This is a genomic window from Thermomonospora curvata DSM 43183 (assembly GCF_000024385.1).
Taxonomy (GTDB): Bacteria; Actinomycetota; Actinomycetes; order Streptosporangiales; family Streptosporangiaceae; genus Thermomonospora; species Thermomonospora curvata.
On record NC_013510.1, the window covers coordinates 2,873,325 to 2,896,102 of the forward strand.

The 22,778-nt window shown below is 71.2% G+C and carries 22 protein-coding genes; 10 read left to right on the forward strand and 12 right to left on the reverse strand.

The genetic code is table 11. The annotated features are described in order from the left end of the window. Position 1 precedes the first annotated feature (1 nt). Positions 2 to 799, reverse strand: a complete 798-nt coding sequence (gene thyX / locus TCUR_RS12230; protein WP_041439594.1) for an FAD-dependent thymidylate synthase — start codon at positions 797 to 799, stop codon at positions 2 to 4. A 145-nt stretch (positions 800 to 944) separates the two neighbouring features. Further along, on the reverse strand, positions 945 to 1,406 hold the full coding sequence (locus tag TCUR_RS12235; protein WP_012852818.1) for a DUF4352 domain-containing protein: 462 nt from the start codon (positions 1,404 to 1,406) through the stop codon (positions 945 to 947). Positions 1,407 to 1,651: 245 nt separating this feature from the next. Here TCUR_RS12235 and TCUR_RS12240 point away from each other — a divergent pair, with 245 nt between their 5' ends. Continuing rightward, positions 1,652 to 3,706 (forward strand): molybdopterin-containing oxidoreductase family protein, encoded by a 2,055-nt coding sequence (locus tag TCUR_RS12240; protein WP_012852819.1) that lies wholly within the window; start codon positions 1,652 to 1,654, stop codon positions 3,704 to 3,706. 75 nt (positions 3,707 to 3,781) lie between these two features. Here TCUR_RS12240 and TCUR_RS27055 read toward each other — a convergent pair whose 3' ends face one another. Further along, complete coding sequence (locus TCUR_RS27055; RefSeq protein ID WP_012852820.1) at positions 3,782 to 3,928, reverse strand: GPGG-motif small membrane protein; 147 nt, start codon at positions 3,926 to 3,928, stop codon at positions 3,782 to 3,784. Between the two features lie 131 nt (positions 3,929 to 4,059). Beyond that, positions 4,060 to 6,213, reverse strand: coding sequence for an anthranilate synthase component I (locus tag TCUR_RS12245; protein WP_012852821.1), 2,154 nt, complete (start codon positions 6,211 to 6,213; stop codon positions 4,060 to 4,062). Between the two features lie 268 nt (positions 6,214 to 6,481). Here TCUR_RS12245 and TCUR_RS12250 point away from each other — a divergent pair, with 268 nt between their 5' ends. Both TCUR_RS12250 and TCUR_RS12255 read left to right on the forward strand, forming a co-directional pair. Beyond that, positions 6,482 to 7,036 (forward strand): VOC family protein, encoded by a 555-nt coding sequence (locus tag TCUR_RS12250; protein ID WP_012852822.1) that lies wholly within the window; start codon positions 6,482 to 6,484, stop codon positions 7,034 to 7,036. Positions 7,037 to 7,111: 75 nt separating this feature from the next. Beyond that, entirely contained in the window at positions 7,112 to 7,792 is a 681-nt protein-coding gene (locus tag TCUR_RS12255) for a carboxymuconolactone decarboxylase family protein (protein WP_012852823.1), read from the forward strand. On the opposite strand, the gene TCUR_RS12260 is transcribed toward TCUR_RS12255, so the two are convergent. Next, a complete protein-coding gene (locus tag TCUR_RS12260; protein WP_012852824.1) occupies positions 7,777 to 8,121 on the reverse strand; it encodes a DUF6285 domain-containing protein in 345 nt (114 codons plus the stop codon). The two genes, TCUR_RS12255 and TCUR_RS12260, sit on opposite strands and share 16 nt — an antisense overlap. 53 nt (positions 8,122 to 8,174) lie before the next feature. Here TCUR_RS12260 and TCUR_RS12265 point away from each other — a divergent pair, with 53 nt between their 5' ends. The 3 genes from TCUR_RS12265 to TCUR_RS12275 all read left to right on the forward strand — a co-directional run bounded on the left by TCUR_RS12265 (position 8,175) and on the right by TCUR_RS12275 (position 10,609). Then, a complete protein-coding gene (locus tag TCUR_RS12265; protein ID WP_012852825.1) occupies positions 8,175 to 9,368 on the forward strand; it encodes an acyl-CoA dehydrogenase family protein in 1,194 nt (397 codons plus the stop codon). Positions 9,369 to 9,534: 166 nt separating this feature from the next. Beyond that, on the forward strand, positions 9,535 to 10,032 hold the full coding sequence (locus TCUR_RS12270) for a hypothetical protein (RefSeq protein ID WP_041439596.1): 498 nt from the start codon (positions 9,535 to 9,537) through the stop codon (positions 10,030 to 10,032). Further along, positions 10,019 to 10,609, forward strand: coding sequence for a class F sortase (locus TCUR_RS12275; protein WP_012852827.1), 591 nt, complete (start codon positions 10,019 to 10,021; stop codon positions 10,607 to 10,609). Before TCUR_RS12270 ends, TCUR_RS12275 begins: the two co-directional genes overlap by 14 nt. Before the next feature lie 12 nt (positions 10,610 to 10,621). On the opposite strand, the gene TCUR_RS12280 is transcribed toward TCUR_RS12275, so the two are convergent. The 7 genes from TCUR_RS12280 to TCUR_RS12310 all read right to left on the reverse strand — a co-directional run bounded on the left by TCUR_RS12280 (position 10,622) and on the right by TCUR_RS12310 (position 18,478). Continuing rightward, positions 10,622 to 11,593: a phosphotransferase family protein gene (locus TCUR_RS12280; RefSeq protein ID WP_012852828.1), complete on the reverse strand. Its 972-nt coding sequence runs from the start codon at positions 11,591 to 11,593 to the stop codon at positions 10,622 to 10,624. A gap of 103 nt (positions 11,594 to 11,696) precedes the next feature. Continuing rightward, entirely contained in the window at positions 11,697 to 12,845 is a 1,149-nt protein-coding gene (locus tag TCUR_RS12285) for a glutathionylspermidine synthase family protein (protein ID WP_012852829.1), read from the reverse strand. Next, positions 12,842 to 13,177, reverse strand: coding sequence for a hypothetical protein (locus TCUR_RS12290; protein ID WP_012852830.1), 336 nt, complete (start codon positions 13,175 to 13,177; stop codon positions 12,842 to 12,844). Before TCUR_RS12290 ends, TCUR_RS12285 begins: the two co-directional genes overlap by 4 nt. A gap of 152 nt (positions 13,178 to 13,329) precedes the next feature. Further along, the gene (locus TCUR_RS12295) at positions 13,330 to 13,932 is read right to left on the reverse strand and encodes a TetR family transcriptional regulator (protein ID WP_012852831.1); all 603 of its coding nucleotides are present in this window, start codon (positions 13,930 to 13,932) and stop codon (positions 13,330 to 13,332) included. Positions 13,933 to 14,430: 498 nt separating this feature from the next. Further along, the gene (locus tag TCUR_RS12300; RefSeq protein WP_012852832.1) at positions 14,431 to 15,660 is read right to left on the reverse strand and encodes an acyl-CoA dehydrogenase family protein; all 1,230 of its coding nucleotides are present in this window, start codon (positions 15,658 to 15,660) and stop codon (positions 14,431 to 14,433) included. A gap of 235 nt (positions 15,661 to 15,895) precedes the next feature. Further along, on the reverse strand, positions 15,896 to 16,903 hold the full coding sequence (locus tag TCUR_RS12305) for a glucosyl-3-phosphoglycerate synthase (RefSeq protein WP_012852833.1): 1,008 nt from the start codon (positions 16,901 to 16,903) through the stop codon (positions 15,896 to 15,898). Between the two features lie 138 nt (positions 16,904 to 17,041). Further along, the gene (locus TCUR_RS12310) at positions 17,042 to 18,478 is read right to left on the reverse strand and encodes a helix-turn-helix transcriptional regulator (protein ID WP_012852834.1); all 1,437 of its coding nucleotides are present in this window, start codon (positions 18,476 to 18,478) and stop codon (positions 17,042 to 17,044) included. A 152-nt stretch (positions 18,479 to 18,630) separates the two neighbouring features. On the opposite strand from TCUR_RS12310, the gene aceA reads away from it, so the two are divergent. The 4 genes from aceA to TCUR_RS12330 all read left to right on the forward strand — a co-directional run bounded on the left by aceA (position 18,631) and on the right by TCUR_RS12330 (position 22,619). Next, a complete protein-coding gene (gene aceA / locus TCUR_RS12315) occupies positions 18,631 to 19,920 on the forward strand; it encodes an isocitrate lyase (protein WP_012852835.1) in 1,290 nt (429 codons plus the stop codon). 154 nt (positions 19,921 to 20,074) lie between these two features. Continuing rightward, a complete protein-coding gene (locus TCUR_RS12320) occupies positions 20,075 to 20,863 on the forward strand; it encodes an ABC transporter permease (protein WP_012852836.1) in 789 nt (262 codons plus the stop codon). Next, entirely contained in the window at positions 20,856 to 21,659 is an 804-nt protein-coding gene (locus tag TCUR_RS12325; RefSeq protein WP_012852837.1) for an ABC transporter permease, read from the forward strand. Before TCUR_RS12320 ends, TCUR_RS12325 begins: the two co-directional genes overlap by 8 nt. A 3-nt stretch (positions 21,660 to 21,662) precedes the next feature. Next, positions 21,663 to 22,619 carry an ABC transporter ATP-binding protein gene (locus tag TCUR_RS12330; RefSeq protein ID WP_012852838.1) on the forward strand — a complete coding sequence of 319 codons (957 nt, stop codon included), beginning with the start codon at positions 21,663 to 21,665 and terminating at the stop codon, positions 22,617 to 22,619. Positions 22,620 to 22,778: the final 159 nt, after the last annotated feature.

The window sequence follows — 22,778 nt, forward strand, 5'->3', positions numbered from 1 at the left end:
TTCAGACCTTGCGCCAGCGCGGTATCCAGGCGCCGTCCTCGACGGTGTAGTCGCCGAAGAGGGCCGGCGCCTCCCGCCGCATCAGCTCGCCGATCTTGCCGAAGATCAGCCGGATCTCCTCCTCGGCGCCGGGGGCGGTGCGGGTCTCGATGGTGTGCCGCAGGGTGCGCACGTTGGCCGTCCACACCAGGCCGGTGGCCACGCCCTCGGGTGCGAAACGGCGCATGAAGGAGGTCTTGTGCTTCTTCTCCTTGAACGGCACGCCTTCTTCGTCGAGGCCGAAGTGGTCGGCCATCCAGCGCTGGAACTGCTCCATCTGCTCCAGCAGGGCCGTGGCCCGTTCCATCAGCTCGGCGTCCTGGCGCGCCCACTCGGGGAACCAGAAGGGGATGTCGGTCAGGCGGACGAACCGCAGCGACTCCTGGGAGATCGCCACGCCCGGCCGGTGCCGCACCAGCTCGTGGGTGGCGACCCGGCTGACGTTGTGCAGCACGAAGCTGAAGCTCAGGTGCTCCAGCACCGAGCCGTGCATGCTGCGCAGGATGTTCTGCAGGTACTCGGTCTGGTCGGTGCGGACGCGGGTGACGTTGGGGTTCAGCCCCGGCTCCCAGGAGCGGTAGCACAACCGCCCGGCGAACTCCGCCAGGTTCTGCGGGTCGTTGAGCTCGCCGTCCAGCTCGCCCCGGTCCAGCCGTTCCAGCCAGCTCTCCCCGCCCACGTCCTTGAGGTAGCGGGCGACCTCGCCGTAGTCCAGCTCGGGCTTGGCGATCAGGAATACTTCAGGTTCGACACTCTTCACCAGCCTAACCGTAAAGCACTCTTCTCCCTCTCCCATCTCCGACCCGGTGCGGGGCATCGACCGGCTCCGGAGACGGCGCCGCCCGCCGGCCGGTGGGTGAGAGCCGGCGAGCGGGGTCCTCCGTGCAGCGGCGGCCGGGAGCGGCTCAGGCGACCTCGGCCCGCGCGACCTCCGAAAACAGCGGGTTGGTGAACGCCACCACCTTCGGCCTGAACTTGCCCTTCGCGCACACGGTCCCGACGGCCTTCTCCTTGGGCGCCAGGGTGGTCGTGTCAATCTGCCCCTCGGCCACCCCCAGGGCGTCGGCCGTGGCGTGCTTGATGCCCGTGCTGTCCGTCAGCGAGAAGTAGAGCGGGTTGACCTCCAGCTGCTTGGTGGTCTGGTTGGTGACGGTCACCTTCACGCACGTGAACGGGCTGCCGTCGTGCAGCAGGGTCGGCTTGAAGGCGGTCCGCTTGGCGGCGAGCTTCACCGGGACGTCCTTGCCGCCGCTCTTGCCGCCCTTGCCGGGCTCTGCGGGCTGGACGGCCACCGGGTCGGCGCCCTCGCACCCGGACAGGACGAAGGCAGCCAGGACCGCCACAGCGATAGCGATGATCTTGTTCATGAAAGCACTCCACGCCCCAATCGATCACGTGAGATGTGTTCGATGATAGTGTTCACAAACATTCTGCGCGACAGAGTTATCGATGATTAGAAGGGGTGGACGCGACTCGCCTCCCAGGCACTGAGCCGCACGGGACGGCGTGCGGGCGCAAGAGGGCGGATCAAAAGGGAGAGCCGTCTTCAAGCCGGGCCGGGTAACGTCCGTGCCATGAGGACGCTCATGAAGCGACGGCGGGAGCCGGGTCCATGGCCGGTCCGCTGAAGGTACTGGGGGCCTGCCCGCTGGACTGTCCCGACACCTGTTCGTGGGAGGTCACCGTCGAAGACGGCCGGGCGGTGCGGCTGCGCGGCAACCCCGAGCACCCCTTCACCCGTGGGGCGCTGTGCACCAAGGTCAACCGCTGGCTGGAGCGGGCGGCGGCGCCCGACCGGATCCTGCACCCGCTGCGCCGCGTCGGCCGCAAGGGCGAAGGCCGCTTCGCGCGGATCAGCTGGGACGAGGCGCTGGAGGAGATCGCCGGCCGGCTGCGCCGGATCATCGACGAGCACGGCGGTGAGGCGATCTGGCCGTACTGGGGCACCGGCACGCTCGGCTGGATCCAGGGCGGCAACGGCCATGCCGGGCGGCGGCTGTTCAACGTGCTGGGCGCCTCCCGCCACCACTACTCGATCTGCTCGATCGCCGGCTCCCATGGGCTGACCTACACCACCGGCACCTCGGCGGGCATCGACCCGGAGTCGCTGGCACGCGCGAAGCTGATCATCCTGTGGGGCACCAACCCCCTCACCAGCGGCCACCACCTGTGGAAGTTCGTCCAGGACGCCCGCAAGAACGGCGCATACGTGGTGGCGATCGACCCGATCCGCACCCGCACCGCCCGGCAGGCCGACCTGCACCTGGCGCCGCTGCCGGGCACCGACGCCGCGCTCGCGCTGGGGCTGATGAACGTCATCGTCGGCCTGGGCGCCGAGGACCGCGCCTACCTGGCCGCCCGCACCCTGGGCTGGGAGGAGTTCCGCGAGCGCATCGCCCAGTTCCCGCCGCAGCGGGTGGCGCGCATCACCGGTCTGCCGGAGGCCGACATCGTCGCCTTGGGCGAGCGCATCGCCCGCACCCGGCCGACCGCCATCCGGGCCACCATGGGCCTGCAGCGGCACGGCGGGGGCGGCGCCGCGCTGCGCGCCCTGGCCTGCCTGCCGGCGGTGACCGGCGACTGGGCGCTGCCGGGCGGCGGCCTGTCGTACTCCACCGACGACCACTACCCCATCGACCGGGCCGCGCTGTTCCGCGACGACCTGCGGCCCGCCCGCACCCGCGAGCTGTCCATGACCCGGATCGGCGAGGCCCTGCTGGAGGTGGACGACCCGCCCGTGCAGGCATTGTTCGTGATCGCCGCCAACCCGGCCGCCAGCGCCCCGCACCAGTCGAAGGTCCGCCGGGGCCTGGCCCGCGAGGACCTGTTCACCGTGGTGCTGGAGCAGTTCCCCACCGACACCGTCGACTACGCCGACATCGTGCTGCCGGCCACCATGCAGCACGAGCACGCCGACCTGCACAACGGCTACGGGCACCTGTACCTGGCCTGGAACGAGCCGGCCGTGCCGCCGCCGGGCGAGTGCGCCTCCACCACCGAGACGTTCCGCAGGCTGGCCCGGCATCTGGGACTGGAGGAGCCGAGCCTGTACGCCTCGGATGAGGAACTGGCCGAGCAGGCGTTGAGCTCGGGCCACCCGTACCTGGAGGGCATCACGTTGGACCGCCTCCGCAAGGAGGGCTTCGTGCGCCTGTCGGTGCCCGACCCGTTCGTCCCGTTCGCCGAGGGCTTTCCCACTCCCTCGGGGAAATTCGAGTTCTTCTCCCGGCGCGCCGCCGCGGCGGGGCTCGACCCGTTGCCCGGCTACGTCCCTCCCTTCGAGGTCGCCGACCCCGAGCGGGCCCGCCGCCACCCGCTGTCGCTGATCTCCTCGGCGTCCCACCACTTCCTCAACACGGTGTTCGCCAACAACCCCGAGCTGCGGCGCCGGGCGGGCGAGCCGCGCGTGGTGCTGCACCCGGGCGACGCCGCCGCGCGGGGCATCACGACCGGCTGCCGGGTGCGGGTGTTCAACGACCGGGGAAGCCTGGAGGCGGTGGCAGAAGTCAGCGATTCGGTCCGCCCGGGGGTGGCCGCCACCACGAAGGGGCATTGGCCGAAACTCGCCGGCGGCGCCAACCCCAACGTCCTGGTCGATGAGCGCGACTCCGACATGGGCGGCGGCGCCGTCTACCACGACACCCGCGTGGAGATCACCGCGCTGTAAGTGGAACGGCCCTTCCGCCCGCGTGAAGAGCACGCGGGCGGAAGGGCCATCGCCTGTTTCGCCGAAGCGGCGACGTCAACCGAAAACGCTCACCCCGCCGGGGCCGACCAGCAGCCCCACCACGATCAGCACGATTCCCCATAGCAGGTCCCGGCGGGCGACGATGACATAGACACCGGCGATCACCAGGACCACGGCCAGCAGCCAGAGCAAGGTGTACACGGGGGTTCCTCTTTTCCTCGTCCTCGGGGTGCGCCCCCGCCATGCCCGGTGTCTTCCGCCTCAAACGGGCTCCCCCGCCGACCAGCGGAAACCGCATCGCGCCGCGTTCGGTGCACGCCGCCGGGAGAACGTCACTTCCGGCACAGGCGCAGGACGTTGGCGATGAGGCGGTGGCCGACGCGGTCGCGGGCGGTGAGGATGGACTCGGGGTGGAACTGCACCGCCCAGCGGCGCTTGGCCGGGTCCTCGATGGCCATGACCACATCGCCGGTCATGGCGGTCACCTGGAAGCCGTGCACCTGGTCGGCGGTGGCGTGCAGGGAGTGGTAGCGGGCCGCGGTGAACTCATCCGGCAGCCCTTCGAACAGCTGGCCGCCGGTCACCTTCACCTGGCCGGGCTTGCCGTGGGCGGGTTCGGGCAGCAGCGACAGCTGGCCGCCGGCGTGCTCGACCATGGCCTGCAGGCCCAGGCAGACGCCGAAGGCCGGCAGGTTGCGGGCGTCCAGGGCGTCCAGCAGGGCGGCGGTGTCGAAATCGGCCGGGCGGCCGGGGCCGGGCGACAGCACGACCAGGTCGGGTGCGTGCTCGTCCAGCAGGTGCAGCGGGAAGCCGTGGCGCAGCGTGACGACCTCGGCGCCCTGCTGGCGGAAGTAGTCGGCCAGCGTGTTGACGAAGGAGTCCTCGAAGTCGACCAGGACCACCTTCAGGCCCTCGCCGGGACGGTCGGCCTCCTGCTCGGTCTCGGGCGCCTGGGGCTCCTCGCCGGCCAGGGCGCGCAGCAGGGCGCTGGCCTTCAGGTGGGTCTCGCGCTCCTCTTCCTCGGGATCGGAGTCGTACAGCAGGGTGGCGCCGGCGCGGACGGTGGCGACGCCGTCGCGGATCTGGGCGGTGCGCAGCGTCAGGCCGGTGTTCATCGAGCCGTCGAAGCCGACGAAGCCGACCGCGCCGCCGTACCAGCGGCGGGGGGCGTCCTCGTGGTCCTCGATGAACTGCATCGCCCACGTCTTGGGGGCGCCGGTGACGGTGACCGCCCACATGTGGGTCAGGAAGGCGTCCAGGGCGTCGAAGCCGGGGCGCAGCCGGCCCTCGATGTGGTCGACGGTGTGGATCAGCCGCGAGTACAGCTCGATCTGGCGGCGGCCGAGGACCTTGACGCTGCCGGGCACGCAGATGCGGGCCTTGTCGTTGCGGTCCACATCGGTGCACATGGTCAGCTCGGACTCGTCCTTGGCCGAGGACAGGATGGTGCGGATCTGGGCGGCGTCCTCCAGGGCGTCGGCGCCGCGCCGGATCGTCCCGGCGATCGGGCAGGTCTCCACCCGGTCGCCACTCACCCGGACGAACATCTCCGGGGACGCCCCGACCAGGAACTCGCCCTCGCCGAGGTTGAACAGGAACTCATAGGGGGCCGGGTTGGTCTCGCGGAGCCGTTCGAAGAAGGCCACCGGCGAGTCGCAGCGGCCGTACATGGCGTGGGCGGGGGTGACCTCGAACAGGTCGCCGGCGATGAACTTGCGCTTGGCCTCGCGGACCATCTGGGCGTAGACGCCGGGCACCGGCTGCGGCGGCAGCTCCTTAGGCGCGGGCAGCGGCGGGGCGGGCTCGGTGACGCGCGGCAGGCCCTCGGTACTGGCGCCGTCGACGATGAACTCATACGACAGGCGGTGGGAGGTCTCGCGTTTGCGGTCCACCACGATCAGCTCGTCGGCCAGGTGCAGCACCAGGTCCCGCTGGTCGGCGGGGCGGGGGTGGTTGAGCCGCAGCGGCTCGAACTGCAGCGACAGGTCGTAGCCGAAGGCCCCGTAGAAGCCCAGGTGCGGGTCGGGGCAGCGGAACAGGTCGATCAGGGCGCGCAGCGCGGTGAAGACGGTGGGCTGGCGGCTGCGTTCCTCTTCGGGGAAGAACTCCTCGGTGGGCGGGATGAACACCTCGATCAGCTCGCCGGGCCGGTCGGCGACGACCTCGCCGGCGGGGCGCATCGCCGCGGCCATGGCCGGCAGCACCACCCGGCCGCGTTCGTTGAGGGCGCGCGCCGCGATCCGCCGGCCCCGGGCCACCAGTTCGACGCAGGGGTCGACGTAGGCCATGTGCCAGCGGCTATAGCGCCCCGGATACTCCATGCCGGAGCTGAGCACGCCGCCGCGTCTTTCCCCCACCGAGGCGACGAGGGCGGCCAGCGCGTCGGATTTGCGTTCGGAGTCGACGGGGACGGCGGTGCGGAGCACCCGCACTCCCCCGGCGGTCAGGTACTCGGTGGTCTGTGCTCGGCGCGCGTCGGTCTCCACCGTGGCGGCCCTCCGGATTCTCCAAGGCCCCGCCACCGGCGGCCCGCAAAAGCGAAACGACCGCCGGACGGGGGGCGGTCGCTGGCTGTCGGACACGTGCGAACCGGCGCCGCCTCAGCGGCGCCACCACCACTGGTGCCGTGCGGTTCGCATAGTGCCGCCAGGCTACCGCATGCCGCCGAACCCCATCGACTAGAACAGGGTTCTATTTTGCGGGGAATCCTGCCAGGATGACCACAGAAGGGATCACTTACGTAAGGCTGGTCACATGAGCGGCGTGAACAAGGAGTTCGAACTGCGCGGGGTCCACCATCTGGCCCTGGTGTGCCGGGACATGAAGCGCACCGTGGACTTCTACTCCGGGGTGCTGGGCATGCCGCTGGTCAAGACGATCGAGCTGCCCATGGGCATGGGCCAGCACTTCTTCTTCGACTGCGGCGGCGGCAACCACCTGGCGTTCTTCTGGTTCCCCGACGCCCCCGAGGCGGCGCCGGGCGTCTCGGCGCCGCGGAACCTGCCGGACCGCGGCGAGGTGCTCTCGGCGGTGGGCTCGATGAACCACATCGCCTTCGACGTCCCGCCGGAGAAGCTGGAGGAGTACCGCGAGAAGCTGATCGCCAAGGGCGTCGACGTGGGGGTGATCCTCAACCACGACGACAGCGAGTTCGGCGTGGCCCCCGACGTCCACGACGGGGTGTACGTGCGCTCGATCTACTTCCAGGACCCCGACGGGATCCTGCTGGAGTTCGCGGCCTGGACCCGGGAGCTGGGCCCCGGCGACGTGCGCCACGAGCCGAAGACCGCCGCCGACCGCACCATGTGACGGTCCCGCCCGGCAGGCCCCGGCGGCGGTCCGCCGGGGCGTCCCCTTCCCGTTCCCAGACAAGGACGTGACTTCATGCCCAGACTCCGTCAGGTCGGCCGTGCCGAGGTCACCGACAAGCTGATCCTGTTCTTCTACGACCGGCTGTTCGGCGAGGGCCGCGACCCGGTTGCCGAGCCCGGCACCGAGGCCGGCTCGCCCGGCACGTGGTGGACGACCTTCGCGCTGGACCCGGCGATCTTCAAGCACTGCGTGCAGGGCTTCCAGCTGTACCGCGGCGCCAAGCTCGACCCGGTGCTGCGCGAGCTCGGGCAGACCCGGGCCGGCTGGGCGCGCGGCAGCCAGTTCGTCTACTCCCAGCACTGCAAGCAGCTGCGGGCGCTGGGGGTGCCGGAGGAGAAGGTGCGGGCGGTGGCGCACTGGGAGGTCTCCGACAAGTTCGACGAGCTGGAGCGGGCGGTGCTGGCCTACACCGATGCGCTGGTGCTGGGCGGCGGCCGGGTGCACGACGAGGTGTTCGCCGTCCTCAAAAAGCACCTGCCGGACGAGCAGATCCTGGAGCTGACCTACATCACCTGCCTGTACGACATGCACGCCACGATGTCCAAGGCGCTGCGCACCGAGTTCGACGACCGCGACGACCCGATCGTGGAGGTCGCGGCTCCCGAGGACTTCGGCACCCGCGACCTGGCCGAGCCGTTCCTGGAGAGCGGCCGCAGCCGGCCGCACGGGCAGACGGGTCAGGAGTCGGCATAACCGGGGTTGGCGACGGCGAGCTTGTCGCGCACCGCATCCAGCAGCGCCGCCTTGACCTCCGCATAGCGGTCGTCCAGCTCGCCGGCGCGGATGGCGGCGGCCAGCGCCGCGTCGTCGGCGAACCCCAGGGCGGCCAGCCGCTCGCGATGGGCCTGCTGGTGGGCGGGGCCGAGGGCCAGCTCCCGTTCGACCATGCCCAGCACGTTGACCGCGACCAGGCCGTGGAAGCGGGTGCGTCCCTCCAGCGCGGGCAGGATCTCGCCCTGCAGGAACTCGCGGACCGCGGCGATCAGCTCACCGGCGGACGGTGCGTCATGGGGCGGGGCCATCTCGCCTCACCTTCGTCGGGGAACAGAACGTGATTCTAGATCAGGGAGGGGTCATGAGCTTCGAAGTGCCCGAGTCCGTCCGCCCGATCCGCGATGCGGTGCATGCGTTCATGACCGAGCGGGTCGAGCCGGCCGAACCGGTGCTGCGGCGGGGCGACGAGGAGGCGCGCGCCCTGCTGGCCGACCTGCAGCGGCAGGCCAAACGGGAAGGGCTGTGGGCGCTGGGCCACCCCAAGGAGCTGGGCGGCGGCGGGCTGCCGTTCCTGGACTACGTGTACGTCAACGAGGTGCAGGGCCGCAGCGAGTTCGGCCAGCTCGCCCTCGGCACCTTCACCCTGCAGGACTCGCTGATGCTGCACCGGCACGCCAGCCCCGCCCAGCGCGAGCGCTACCTCAAACCGCTGGTCCAGGCGGAGATCTACCCCAGCTTCGCCATGACCGAGCCGGGGATCTCCAGCTCCGACCCCACCCAGCTGACCACCACCGCCACCCTGGAGGGGGACGAGTGGGTGATCCGCGGCCGCAAGTGGTTCACCACGCTGGCCGACCGGGCCGCCTACACCACCGTGATGTGCCGCACCGAACCGGAGGGCACTCCCCCGCACCTGGCCTTCAGCATGATCCTGGTGCCGACCGACACCCCCGGCTACACCATCGTGCGCGACACCCCGGTGCTCGGCCTGGACGGCGGGCACTGCGAGGTGATCTACGACGACGTGCGGGTGCCGGCGGAGAACCTGCTGGGGCCGCGCGGGCACGGCTTCGTGATCGCCCAGGAGCGGCTGGGGCCGGGCCGCATCTTCCACTGCATGCGCTGGCTGGGGCAGGCGCAGCGGGCCTTCGACCTGATGTGCGCGCGGCTGCACGAGCGGTCGGCCTTCGGCGGGCCGCTGGCCGACAAGCAGCTCATGCAGCAGCACGTGTTCGACTCCTACGCCGAGATCCAGGCGGCCCGGATGCTGACGCTGCACGCCGCGCACCGCATCGACGCCGGCGACCAGGCCCGCGTGGAGATCGGGGCGATCAAGGTGGTGGGCGCGCGGATGCTGCACAACGTCATCGACCGGGCCATCCAGGTCTACGGCGCCGAGGGGCTGACCGGCGACACGCCGCTGGAGCACATGTACCGACACGCCCGGGCGGCCCGGATCTACGACGGACCGGACGAGGTGCACATCACCACCACGGCGCGGCGCATCCTCAAGGAGTACGCCCGGGGCCGCAACTGGGAGTTCGGCCTGCGCTGAGCCCGCCTGCTCCCTTCGGCCGGGACGCACTGGTATAACTGTCGATCACACGACGGACACGAACAGTCATCATTCGGCCGGATCAGGCCGGAGGGGTCCTTGCGCCGGGCGGCCGGGCCGCCCGGCGCCTCACCGGGAGAATCCGGTGCTTCATCGGGGGAGTGACGTGCGCGTCAAGACGATCGTCGCCGGTGCGGGAGCGGCGGCCGCCGTGCTGCCGTGGGCGCCGCCCGCACTGGCCGCAGGCACCGAGGTCGAGGTCAGCCCCGGGGTGGCCATGCCCGGGGAAGTCGTGACCGTCAGCGGCGATTGCGGGCGCACCGGCAACGAGGTGGTGCGCGTCGTCAGCCAGGCGCTGCGCGGCGGGCCGGCCGTGGTGGACGACAAGGGGCGGTTCTCCTTCCCCGCCCGGGTCCGCCGCGTGGCCGCCCAGACCTACACCGTGACCACGGTCTGCGAGCCGGGCGGGATCTCCGGGGGCAGCGCCCGCTTCCGCGTCCAGGAGCCACGCGACCTGCCGCGCGGCGGCGTGGCGGCCGGGGGCGGCGGAAGCGCCGCCCGGGGCGGGGCTGCCCCCTCCCCGGGCGGGGCGCTGCTGCTCGGCGCGGCGGTCGCCGCCGGGATCGGCGGCCTGGTGCTCGCCCGGCGCCGTGGCAGGGTCTAGCGGCGCCGGGTACCTGGTCGCGCTCGGCCTGGTCGCGGTGGCGGCGCTGCACATGCACGATGCGGCCGGCCGCGACCGGGCCGCGGACGCTCCCGAGGGGCGGGTGCTGCCGGCCGCCGAGCCGCTGCGGGTCGAGATCCCCCGCATCGGGGTGCGCGCCCCGGTGCGGGGGGTGGGCCGCAACCACGACGGGACGCTGCAGGTGCCGCCGCTGAGCCGGCCGCAGGAGGTCGGCTGGTACCGGCACGGCCCGCCGCCCGGCTCGCGGGGGGCGGCGGTGCTGGTCGGCCACTACGACGACCTGCGCGGCCCGGCGGTCTTCCACCGGCTGGGCGAGCTGCGGCGCGGCGATGTGGTGCGGGTGGTGCGCCGGGACGGCCGGGTCGCGGTGTTCACGGTGGACGCCTCCGAGCAGGTCGCCAAGAGCGCCTTCCCCACCCACCGCGTCTACGGCCCGGTCCGCCACGCCGGGCTGCGGCTGATCACCTGCGGGGGGACGTTCGACCGCGCCAGGCGCTCCTACCGCGACAACCTCATCGTCTACGCCCGCCTGACGGACGCGCGGCCCGCCGCCTGAGGGCCGCCCGTCTCAGGGCAGCATCTGCAGCAGGTCCCACTCGTTCTCGGCGACCCGCCGGCCGATGGCGGCCAGCTCCACCGACCGTTCGGCGCCGTCCAGGTGCTTGCGGGCCTGCATGACGCAGATCACCGCCCAGCGCAGCACCCCGTACATCTCCCACCAGCGCAGCGCGTCCCGGTCCACGCGGACGCCGCCGGCCTGCTCGTAGGCCTCGATGAGCTGCTCATAGGAGCCGAACCCGCCGACCGGAGCGGGCGCGCCGAACCGCCAGGCCTTCACGCACAGCCAGCCCAAATCCTCCAGCGGGTCGCCGAGGTGGGCCAGCTCCCAGTCCAGCACCGCGCGCACGCCCTCGGGGCCGACGATGAGGTTGCCGTTGCGGAAGTCGCCGTGGACGACGGTGAGCGGGCCGGGGTCGGGCCGTTCGGTCTCCAGGCGACGCATGGCCAGCTCCAGCGCCGGGTGCGGCTCGCCCGCCGCATCCAGCAGCTCCCGCCAGCGGTCCATGTCGCCGGTCTCGCGCTGCAGGCCCGGCACCTCGTGGGGCGGGATGGAGTGGATCGCGGCCAGGATCCGCCCGCACTCGGCGGCCAGGCGGGGCCGCAGCTCGGCCAGGGCGGGGTCGCGCAGGATCCGGCGCGGGATGCTCTCCCCTTCGATCCGTTCCATCACCACGAACTCCGCGCCCAGCGGCCCGTCGGCGTCGCCGTCGGCGATCACCTCGGGGCTGGGCACCCCGGCCCGCCGGGCCGCCCGCATCAGCGCCGCCTCCTGGGTGAGCGCACCGCCGGTGAAAGCCGCGGCGGGAGTGGCCAGCCGCAGGATGAGCGGGTGCCGCCGCGCACCGATCACCGCGTCGAAGGCGCAGGTGATGCGGGAGGCGCCGCCAGCGGCCCGGCGCAGCCCTTCCACCTGCACGTCCGTGCCGTACCGTGCGGCGAGCACCTTGCGCAACGGGGCGATGCACCCTTGCAGATCCATGCGGCCTCCGCTCCCTGCGAGTCCTGCGTATAAGTGTCCGCTTGCAAGGGTCCATCCTGACAGGCCGCAGGGGCGTGCGACAGGCCTTTCCCCGCCCCGGCGGTCAGTCCTCGATCAGATGCGGCACGAACGAGGCCGTGTCGCCCGTGATCAGGCCGCGGGTCTCGCGGATGCCCAGCCCGGCCGGTTCGTCGCCGACGACCCACGCCCCCAGCACCGGCCGCCATCCGTCGAAGTCCGGCAGCGGGCAGAGCTGCTGGAACACATGCCCTTCGGCGCCGTAGCCGCCGGGCGTCTCGACGACCTCGTGCGGCTGGACGAGCCGCATGCTCGCACCCTCCCGGCCCAGCAGCGGCTTGACCGCATAGGCGGTCATCTCGCGCGGGCCGTCGAAATAGGCCGGCAGCAGGTTCGGATGGCCGGGGTACAGCTCCCACAGGATCGCCAGCAGCGCCTTGTTCGACAGCAGCATCTTCCACAGCGGCTCCACCCAGGGCTCCTTCGGCTGCCGGGCGACGGCCAGCGGGCCGAACGGCTCACGGACGATCCACTCCCACGGGTAGAGCTTGAACAACCCTTCGATCCGCCGTTCGGCCAGGTCGTAGAAGGCATGCCCGTCGGAGCCGATGTCCTCCATGGTCAGCAGCTCCACCTCCAGCCCGGCCTGGGCGGCCACATCGGCCATGTAGCCGACGGTGAGGGCGTCCTCGCCGGTCTCGTCGGCCCCGCTGTAGGCCAGGTGGAGGAGGCCGCCGGAGGGGAGCAGCTCCCGCCACCGGTCGATCAGCGCCTCGTGGAGGCTGTTCCACTGGTCGGCCCGCGGGTGGGTGTCCTCCTTCCAGAACCACTGGACGACGGCGCTCTCCACCAGGCTGGTGGGGGTGTCGGCGTTGTACTCCAGCAGCTTGGCCGGGGAGCGGCCGTCGTAGCACAGGTCGAACCTGCCGTACAGGTGGCGGTCGCGCCGCCGCCACGATTCGGCGATCGGCTCCCACCAGCGTTCGGGGATGCCGTAGTCACCGAACCGGCCCTCCCGCACGACGTGGTCGACCGCGTTCAGGCACATCCGGTGCAGTTCGGTGACGGTGTCCTCCAGGCCGAGCACCTCGGCCATCGTGAAGCTGTAGTAGGCCGACTCGTCCCAATAGGGCCGGCCGTCGTCGCCTTGGGCCACGTACCGGTGGAATCCGAGCCCTTGTTCTTCGATGGTGCGTTCCCAGTCCGGGCGGACGGGGCCGGTCCGCCGGATCATGACCCTCCGCTCTTGCCGCTGCCGCCGAACCCGCCGCGGGAGATCACCCTTCCGGAACGGGTCTTGACGGTCGCGTCCCCGGGCTGGACGAAGGATCCGCCGGTGACGTAGCCGCCGGAGAGCTTGCCCCCGTACACCCACTCGTACCTTCTCTTGCCGCCCCCGCCCCCGCCGCCGGCCTGGCAGTTGCTCTCATGGACGGCGGCGAGACGGCCGTCCGGCTGCCGGACGACGCAGTCGGCCGTGACCGTATTGCCGCCGCAGCCCGCGGCGAACGCAACGGACATCACCGCCACGGTGCTCAGCGTGACGGACTTGCTGGACTTGGCCATCGGCTCTTCTCCTTAGAGTCGGGCCTTATCGTGGTCCCCCCTTTGATCATTTAAAGGCAAGGAGGGTTCCGTCTCCGCCTTATGGCAGATTTCGGACATTTGCCCGACCCTGAGTGTGCCGAAAAGACCGTTTTCCGGGCGGTGCGGGAGCCTCAGCCCTCGTTTCCGTCGGGACGGCCGCCGGCCGCGGCGGGCAGCCCGACCAGGATCAGATCGGCCAGGGCGTCGACCACCTTCCGGCGGGGCACCTCCGGGTGGTCCAGCCACCAGTCCCCGGCGTTCTGCACCATGCCGATCACCGCGTGCGCCCACACGTAGGCGCGGTCGGGGTCGGCCAGCTCGACCTCGGCCATGAACACCTTGGCCAGCTCCTGGCTGAGCCCGCGGATCATGGTACTCATCGCGCTGTGCGTGGCGGCGTCCTCCGCGCTGGCCCGCTCCATGAGGAACCGGTACAGCTGGAGGTTCTCGGAGATCATCGACAGGTAGGTCTCGATCGTGGAGGTGATCCGCTCACGCTGGGAGCCGGGCCGCTGGAAACGGTCCTGGATCGTCTCGATCAGCTTGCGGGTGTGCCGCTCGGCCAGCGCCTGGTACAGGCCGGACTTGTTGCCGAAGTGCCGGTAGAGGATGGGCTTGCTGATGCCGGCCGCGGCGGCGATGGCGGCCATGGAGGCGCCCGGGCCCTCCCGCCGGATCACCTGGTCGGCGGCCTCCAGCAGGGCGCGGCGGCGGTCGGGGTCGCGCGTGCTCATCGCCTGCCTCCCTCGCCACGGGCCTTTTCCCGGTCGCCGATCCGCACCGGCCGACCTCCCCTCATGCCCCGGGTGACAAATCGATCATGCACCTTATGCACCGAGATGCTAAGGATGCCGCCGGCCGCCCCGCACGGGGGCCTGTGCGCCGTCGCTTCGATCCGGCGGGCTTTCTCGGTGAAGTGTTCAGGGCGCACCTTCGAAAGCGAGGGCTTCGGTGCCGTTGCAAGTCCACGGCTTCGTCCCCGGTCCGCGTTGTCCCACCCCAGGTGGGGCGGCGGCAGCGGTGGGGGACAGCGCTGGAGCAGTGCGCGGCGCTGTCCCCCACCTCCCAGGTCCCAGTGCCGGCCGCCCGCCGGCGGGCGACGTCCAAGTTCGTCTCCCAGACGTCTCCCAGACCGGCCCGCGAACCGCTTCGGCGCCCAGATCGGCGCCTGCCGCAAGCGGCGCCGAAGCGGCGGCACAGTGGCTGGAACTTACATATCCGCAGGTCAGGGCCTAGCGGATGGGCAGCCCGGTGACGGCGCGGCCGATCACCAGGCGCTGGATCTCGCTGGTGCCCTCGAAGATCGTGAAGATCTTCGAGTCCCGGTGCATGCGCTCCACCGGGTAGTCGCGGGTGTAGCCGTTGCCGCCCAGGATCTGGATGGCCTCCTCGGTCACCCGCACGCACATCTCGCTGGCGAACAGCTTGGCCATGGAGCCCTCGGCGTTGGCGAACTCCTTGCCCTGCCGGGCCATCCAGGCGGCCCGCCACACCATCAGGCGGGCGGCGTCCAGCTGGGTCTTCATGTCGGCCAGCTTGAAGGCGATGGCCTGGAAGTCACCGATCTTGCGGCCGAACTGCTCGCGCTCCTGGGCGTACTGCAGGGCGTACTCGTAGGCGGCACGGCCCACGCCGACCGCCATGGCGCCCACGCTGGGCCGGGTGGTCTCGAAGGTCTTCAGCGCCGCCTGGCCGCGGGCCCGCTTGCCCTCGCGGACGCGGGCGATGCGCTCGTCGAACTTCTCCTTGCCGCCGACGATGAGCCGGCCGGGGATGCGCACGTCCTCCAAGATGACCTCGGCGGTGTGCGAGGCCCGGATGCCGTGCTTTTTGAACTTCTGGCCCTGCCGCAGGCCCGGGGTGCCCGGCGGGATGATGAAGCTGGCCTGGCCGCGGCTGCCCAGCTCGGGGTAGACCGAGGCGACCACCACGTGGACGTTGGCGATGCCGCCGTTGGTGGCCCAGGTCTTGGTCCCGTTGATCACCCACTCGTCCTTGGCCTCGTCGTAGACGGCGCGGGTGCGGATGGAGCCCACGTCGCTGCCGGCGTCGGGCTCAGACGCGCAGAAGGCGCCCAGCTTGATGTCGTCGGGGGTGCCGAACATCTGCGGCACCCACTCCCCGACCTGCTCGGGGGTGCCGGTCGCCGCGACGGACGCGGCGGCCAGGCCGGTGCCCACGATGGACAGCGCGATGCCGGCGTCGCCCCAGAACAGCTCCTCGAAGGCCACCGGGATGCCCAGCCCGGTGGGCTCCAGCCACTGGTTGGCGAAGAAGTCCAGGGAGTACAGCCCGATCTTGGAGGCCTCCTGGATGATGGGCCAGGGGGTCTCCTCGCGCTCGTCCCACTCCTCGGCCGCCGGGCGGATCACGTCCTTGGCGAACTGGTGCACCCACTCCTTGACCTCGGCGACATCCTCGCTGAGCTCGAGTGAGAAGGGCGCCGCCTCGCTGCTCGTCATCGTTATTGACCCTTTCTCCAACACGGATGTTACCAACGGTAGCACCCCGCGCCGGAGAAGGCATTACCCGCGGGTAACAGGGTGTCGCGGCTCACAGCGCGCCCGGGCGGCGCGGGAAAAACGACGGTGCCCCGGGCGCGGCGTGCGACCGCGCCCGGGGCACCGCCCGATGCGGGTGCGGTCCGGGCCGGGCGGCCCGAACCGGGAGGTCAAAGCGGATCTGCGCGCAGAACCTCTAAAGCTCCGGCTGCAGCGAACGGCCGGCCCTGGCGTAGCCGGGCACCTCGATCATCGGGGGGCGTTCCTGCACCCCCACGTCGTTGATCCGCATCTCATGCCCGTTGCCGCTGCGGGAGAACCAGGCCAGCTCGGTGCCGGGGTTCTCCAGCGGCAGCATCCGGCCGTGCCGCTGCAGCCGCGACCAGGCCGTCAGCATGATCTGACCGGACATCGCCGCCAGCGCCTCGGTGGACTGGTGGGAGTGCACCCGGTCGCCCAGGTCCACCTGGGCCAAGGCGTCCAGCCCGCTGTCGGCGAAGACGTCCAGCAGCAGCCCCAGCTCCACGCCGTAGCCGGTGACGAACGGCAGCCGCTCCAGCAGCGAGCGGCGCCCGGCGTACTCCCCGCCCAGCGGCTGGATCACCCCGGCCAGGGCCGGCCAGTGCAGATTGATCAGCGGGCGGGCGACCAGCTCGGTGACCCTTCCCCCGGCGCCGTCCACCCGGGTGCCGCCGGTCATCAGCGGCCGGTCATAGCACCCCTTGACGTAGCCGACCGTGGGGTCGGTCAGCAGCGGCCCCAGCAGGCCGGTGACGAAGTGCGAGGAGAAGTTCCGCAGGTCGGCGTCGATGAAGACGAGCAGGTCGCCGGTGGTGACCGCCAGCGACTTCCACAGCGCCTCGCCCTTGCCCGACATGCGCGGCAGTTCCGGCAGGATCGCATCCTGCGCCACCACCTCGGCCCCCGCCGCGGCGGCCACCTCGGCGGTGCGGTCGGTGGACCGGGAGTCGATCACCACGATCTCATCGACCAGCGGCGCGCGTTCCATCAGGTCCCGGCGGATCACCGAGACGATCTCCCCGACGGTCTCCTCCTCGTTGCGAGCGGGCAGCACGACGCTGATCCGCCCCTGGCCGGGCTCGGCGCCCGTCTGCGCTTGCTTGGCCTTCAGGAGCATCTCCACGGGCCAGTCCGCCGCCGTGCTCGTCCGGCGGCGCATCCACATGGTGGCCTCAGTCAGCACGCGCACTCCCTCCGCAGTGAACGACCTCCATAAGGGAAACCCACATCGCTGCGGATTCAGTACCAGGGGGAACGATCCAAGCCAATCGACCCAAAGAGTTAACAATCGCACAACACACCGGTTACCGCCGAAGGCGGTTCATTCCCGGGCATGGCGGTCGAGGAAGGCATAGACGTCGGCTTCGTCCACCCCGGGGAAGGCCCCCGGCGGCAGCACCGACAGCACGTGGGAGTGGGCGCGGGCCGACGGCCAGGCCATGCCCTCCCAGCGCTGGGCCAGCTCGGCGGGGGGACGCTGGCAGCAGTCGCCGTCCGGGCAGGCCGACTTGACCCGGTTGGTGGTCTCCCGGCCGCGGAACCAGCGGGAGTCCTCAAAGCGCACCCCCAGCGTGATGGCGAAGTCCCGCTCGTGGCTGGGGTCGATGTGCGACAGGCACCAGTAGGTGCCGTTGGGGGTGTCGGTGTACTGGTAGTAGACCGAGAAGCGGTCGGGGGCGGCGAAGACGTTGCGCCCGGCCCAATGCCGGCACATGCGCTGCCCCTCGATGGCGCCGTCGGCGTCCTGGGGGAAGACCAGCCCGTCGTTGGCGTAGGCCTTGTAGATGGTGCCGCTCTCGTCGTTCTTGGTGAAGTGCAGCTGCAGGCCCAGGTGGTGGGTGGCCACGTTGGTGAAACGGTGGGCGGCCATCTCGTAGGAGACGGAGAACACATCGGCCAGGTCCTCCACCGACAGTTCGCGGGCGGCCTTGGCCTCCTGCAGATAGGGCACCACCGCCGATTCGGGCATCAGCACCGCCGCGCCGAAGTAGTTGGCCTCCACGCGCTGGCGCAGGAAGTCGGCGAAGTCGCGCGGCACTTCATGGCCCAAGGCGAAATGGCCCAGCGTCTGCAGCAGGATGGTGCGCGGGGTGTGCATGCCCAGCTGCTCGCGCTCCAGGTAGATGCGCCGGTTGCGCAAATCGGTGATGGAGCGCACCGAGCGCGGCAGGTCCTGCACATAGCGCAGGGTGAAGCCGAAATGCTGCACCAGCGCCATGAGCATGCCCTGTGACAGGGCGCCGCCCCGGTAGCCGACCGCGTTCAGGGCTTGTGCGGCGACCTGCTCGATCTCGCCGAAGTAGTTGCCGCGCTCGTGCATCTGGCGGCGCAGCTCGGCGTTGGCCTTGCGGGCCTCTTCAGGGCTGGCGGTGGGCTTGGTGCGGCTGCGTTTGAGCTCCCCGTACAGGGCGAGGATGTGCTCGATGACGTCGTTGGGGAGGCGTTTGCCGACCTTCAGGTAGGGCAGGCCCAAAGACCGGTAGAGCGGGTCGCGCTGCGCCTCCTCCAGGGCGATCTCCAGCTGGGCGCGGCGGCTGGGGGGCTGGCGCCGCAGCAGCTCCTCGACCGGCACCTCCAGGGCGGCCGCCAGCGACTTCAGCAGCGACAGCTTGGGCTCGCGCCGGCCGTTCTCCAGCAGCGACAGCTGGGAGGGGGCGCGGCCGACCTTGGCGCCCAGGTCGGCCAGGGTCATACCGCGGGCCCGGCGCAAGTGACGCAGCCGTTGCCCGAATGTAACGAGATCTACGTCACTCGACAAGTTCAGGGGTTCTTCTGTTCGCAAGGTCGACACGGCTTCATAGTACAGAAACTTCTTCGAATCTTCTGTTACTCATTAGTACATCTACCGGTTGACCTCAGGGCAGACTCGGACACAAGCACCCAGGGGACGACACCAGAAGGGCACCGATCATGACTGACAGTCGCCTCAAGGGCGCGGCCGAAGAGCTGCAGCGCCAGTGGGACACCGACCCGCGGTGGAAGGGCATCAAGCGGGACTACACCGCCGAGGACGTCGTGCGGCTGCGGGGCTCGATCCAGGAGGAGTTCACCCTGGCCCGCCTGGGCGCCGAGCGCCTGTGGAAGCTGCTGCACGAAGAGGACTACATCAACGCCCTCGGCGCGCTGACCGGCAACCAGGCCGTCCAGCAGGTCAAGGCCGGCCTGAAGGCCATCTACCTGTCCGGCTGGCAGGTGGCCGGTGACGCCAACCTGGCGCTGCAGACCTACCCGGACCAGAGCATCTACCCGGCCAACTCGGTGCCGACGGTGGTCCGCCGCATCAACAACGCGCTGCTGCGCGCCGACCAGATCCAGTGGTCCGAGGGCAAGGACGACATCTACTGGCTGGCTCCGATCGTGGCCGACGCCGAGGCCGGCTTCGGTGGCGTGCTCAACGCCTTCGAGCTGATGAAGGCCATGATCGCCGCCGGTGCGGCGGGCGTGCACTGGGAGGACCAGCTGGCCTCCGAGAAGAAGTGCGGCCACCTGGGTGGCAAGGTGCTGATCCCCACCGGCCAGCACATCAAGACCCTCAACGCCGCGCGGCTGGCCGCCGACATCTGCGGCGTGCCGACCCTGATCATCGCGCGGACCGACGCCGAGGCCGCGACGCTGCTCACCACCGACGTCGACGAGCGCGACCGGCCGTTCCTGACCGGCGAGCGCACCGCCGAGGGCTTCTACCGGGTCCGCAACGGCCTGGAGCCCTGCATCGCCCGGGCCCTGGCCTACGCCCCCTACGCCGACCTGATCTGGATGGAGACCGGCACCCCGGACCTGGAGCAGGCCCGCAAGTTCGCCGAGGCGGTCAAGGCCGAGTACCCCGACCAGATGCTGGCCTACAACTGCTCGCCGTCGTTCAACTGGAAGAAGCACCTGGACGACGCGACCATCGCCAAGTTCCAGCGCGAGCTGGGCCACATGGGCTACAAGTTCCAGTTCATCACCCTGGCCGGCTTCCACGCCCTCAACTACTCGATGTTCGACCTGGCGCACGGTTACGCCCGCGAGGGCATGACCGCCTACGTGGACCTCCAGGAGCGCGAGTTCGCCTCCGAGAGCCGCGGCTACACCGCCACCCGCCACCAGCGCGAGGTCGGCACCGGATACTTCGACCTGGTCAGCACGGCGATCTCGCCGAACTCGTCCACCACGGCGCTCAAGGGCTCCACCGAGGACGAGCAGTTCTTCGACAAGTAAGGCTCACTCATCGAGAACTGGTCCAGGCCGAGGCTGAGGACCCCTCCGGACGCTCCTCCGTCCGGAGGGGTCCTCCGCTTTTCACGGCGCGGATCCGGCCCTGTGTGTCATGTGGCATGGAACGCTCCCGAAGCCGGCTTTAGCGTCGTGAGAAGTGAGCGTCTATCCCTGGGTGGCGACCTACGCCTTCCGCCGCTACACCGCCTACCCCCTGGGAGCGTTCGCCGAGGCGGTCACCAACACGGTGTTCGGGTTCGTGCGGGCCTGGGTCGTGCTGGCGCTGTGGGAGGCCCGGCCCGCCCTCGGCGGCTATGCCGCCATCGACGCGGTGACGTTCTGCTTCATCACCCAGGCGATGATCGGGCCGGTGCAGATCTTCGGCGGGCTGGAGCTGACCGAGCGGATCCGCTCGGGGGATGTGTCCATCGACCTGCACCGCCCGGTGAACCTGCAGGTCTGGTGGCTGGCCGACGACCTGGGCCGGGCCGCCGGCACCCTGCTGCTGCGCGGCGTGCCGCCGATGCTGGCCGGCGCGCTGGTCTTCCCGCTGCGGCTGCCCGACGCGGCCGGGTGGGCGGCGTTCGCGGCGGCGGTGACGCTGGCGGTGGTGACCGGGTTCGCGCTGCGCTACCTGGTGGCCATGGCGATGTGCTGGCTGCACGACGACCGGGGGCTGCAGGCGGTCGCGCTGGTGACCTCGATGTTCTTTTCCGGCATGGTGCTGCCGCTGGTGGTCTTCCCCGGCGCCCTGGGGACCTTGGCGCGGGCGCTGCCGTGGGCGGCGCTGATCCAGGTCCCCGCCGATGTGTTCTTGGGCAAGTACTCCGGCGCCGAGCTGCTGGGCGCCTACGGGTTCCAGGCGCTGTGGGCGGTGGTGCTGCTGGGCGCGGGGCAGGCGGTGACCGCCGCGGCCCGCCGCAGGCTGGTGATCCACGGTGGGTGACGCGCTGCGGCTGTACCCGCTGCTGGCCTGGACGTGGCTGCGGGCCGCCGCGCAGTTCCCGCTGTCGATGGCGCTGCTGTGCCTGGGCTCGGCCGCGGTGGCCGCGCTCGATCTGGTCGCGATCCTGCTGCTGTTCGAGCACACCCCGCGCATCGCCGGTTTCACCGCCGCGCAGGTGCTGTTTCTGTACGGCACCTCGGCGCTGTCGTTCACACTGGCCGACGTGCTGCTGGGCAGCACCGAGCGGCTGGGCGAGCACGTGCGGCGGGGCACGCTGGACACCATGCTGGTGCGGCCGGTCAGCCCGCTGGTGCAGATCGCCACCGAGGACTTCTCCCCGCGCCGGATGGCCAGGCTGCTGCCGGCGGCGGTGGCGCTGGGCTGCGTCCTGCCCCGGCTGGAGGTGGACTGGGACGCCGGGCGGGTGGCGATGGTGCCGGTGATGCTGATCTCCGGGACGGTGATCTTCGCGGCGCTGTGGGTGCTGACCGCCTCGGTGCAGCTGGTGGCGCTCGACATGCACCCGGCCACCAAATCCGTCACCTACGGCGGGGCGTACCTGACCCAGTACCCGATGACGCTGTACGCCCGCGAGTTCGTGCGCGGGCTGACGTTCGTGATCCCACTGGTCTTCGTCAACTGGCAGCCGGCCCTGTACGTGCTGGACCGGCCCGACCCGCTGGGCCTGCCGCCGCTGCTGCGCTTCGCCTCGCCGGCGGTGGCGCTGGCGCTGTGCGCGGTGGCGGCGCTGGCCTGGCGGGCGGGGCTGCGCCACTACCGATCGACGGGGAGCTGAGCCGTGATCGAGGTCACCGACATCCGCAAGACGTTCACGGTGCGGGAGCGCACCGGCCGGCTGCGGCGGCGGCGCATCACCGTCCGGGCGGTGGACGGCATCTCCTTCACCGTGCGGAGCGGGGAGTTCGTGGGCTACCTGGGCCCCAACGGGGCGGGCAAGTCCACCACGATCAAGATGCTCACCGGCATCCTGACGCCCACCTCCGGCACCGTGCGGGTGGCCGGGCTGGACCCCTCCCGCCGCCGCACCGCGCTGGCCCGGCGCATCGGGGTGGTGTTCGGGCAGCGCACCACGCTGTGGTGGGACCTGCCGCTGCGCGACAGCCTCACCCTCATCCGGCACCTGTACCGGGTGGAGCCGAGCGTGCACCGGCGGCGGCTGGCGGAGCTGGTGGAGCTGCTGGACCTGGGGCCGTTCCTGGCCACCCCGGTGCGGCAGCTCAGCCTGGGCCAGCGCATGCGCGGCGACCTGGCCGCCGCGCTGCTGCACGACCCGCCGCTGCTGGTGCTGGACGAGCCCACCATCGGGCTGGACGTGGTGAGCAAGGCGACCGTGCGGGGCTTCCTGGAGCGCGTCAACGCCGAGCGCGGCACCACGATCCTGCTGACCACCCACGACCTGGGCGACATCGAACGGCTGTGCCGCCGGGTGATGATCATCGACCGGGGGCGGCTGGCCTACGACGGGGACCTGGAAAAGCTGCGGGACGTGGCGGCGGCCGACCGGATGCTGGTGGTGGACCTGGAGCGGCCGGGCCCGCCGGTGGAGGTCGCCGGAGTCACCGTGGAACGGGTGGAGGGGCCGCGCCAGTGGCTGCGAGTGCCGCGCGGGATGAACGCCGCCGCGGTGGTGGCCGCGCTCGCCGGCCGGCACCCGGTCGCCGACATCGCCCTGCGCGAACCCGACATCGAGGAAGTGATCACCCGGTTGTACCGGGAGGGCCGGATCACCGCCTGAGCGCGCCGCCGCGCCCGCGGCGGAAGGCCGCGGCGCGCCCCGCTACCCGCTCGCCTGCGACCGGATGGAACAGAGCTCAGCGCGAGGCGGCGAGCGCTGTGCCCTCGCCCTTGGAAGGCCCGCGGGTCTGGTGGCACGGGCTCTCACGCGACATACTGA

Coding starts and splice junctions, on each gene's coding strand:
- TCUR_RS12235 (WP_012852818.1), bottom strand. CDS start 1,406: ATGAACAAGATCATCGCTATCGCTGTGGCGGTCCTGGCTGCCTTCGTC.
- TCUR_RS12240 (WP_012852819.1), top strand. CDS start 1,652: ATGGCCGGTCCGCTGAAGGTACTGGGGGCCTGCCCGCTGGACTGTCCC.
- TCUR_RS12250 (WP_012852822.1), top strand. CDS start 6,482: ATGAGCGGCGTGAACAAGGAGTTCGAACTGCGCGGGGTCCACCATCTG.
- TCUR_RS12255 (WP_012852823.1), top strand. CDS start 7,112: ATGCCCAGACTCCGTCAGGTCGGCCGTGCCGAGGTCACCGACAAGCTG.
- TCUR_RS12260 (WP_012852824.1), bottom strand. CDS start 8,121: ATGGCCCCGCCCCATGACGCACCGTCCGCCGGTGAGCTGATCGCCGCG.
- TCUR_RS12265 (WP_012852825.1), top strand. CDS start 8,175: ATGAGCTTCGAAGTGCCCGAGTCCGTCCGCCCGATCCGCGATGCGGTG.
- TCUR_RS12280 (WP_012852828.1), bottom strand. CDS start 11,593: ATGGATCTGCAAGGGTGCATCGCCCCGTTGCGCAAGGTGCTCGCCGCA.
- TCUR_RS12285 (WP_012852829.1), bottom strand. CDS start 12,845: ATGATCCGGCGGACCGGCCCCGTCCGCCCGGACTGGGAACGCACCATC.
- TCUR_RS12290 (WP_012852830.1), bottom strand. CDS start 13,177: ATGGCCAAGTCCAGCAAGTCCGTCACGCTGAGCACCGTGGCGGTGATG.
- TCUR_RS12295 (WP_012852831.1), bottom strand. CDS start 13,932: ATGAGCACGCGCGACCCCGACCGCCGCCGCGCCCTGCTGGAGGCCGCC.
- TCUR_RS12300 (WP_012852832.1), bottom strand. CDS start 15,660: ATGACGAGCAGCGAGGCGGCGCCCTTCTCACTCGAGCTCAGCGAGGAT.
- aceA (WP_012852835.1), top strand. CDS start 18,631: ATGACTGACAGTCGCCTCAAGGGCGCGGCCGAAGAGCTGCAGCGCCAG.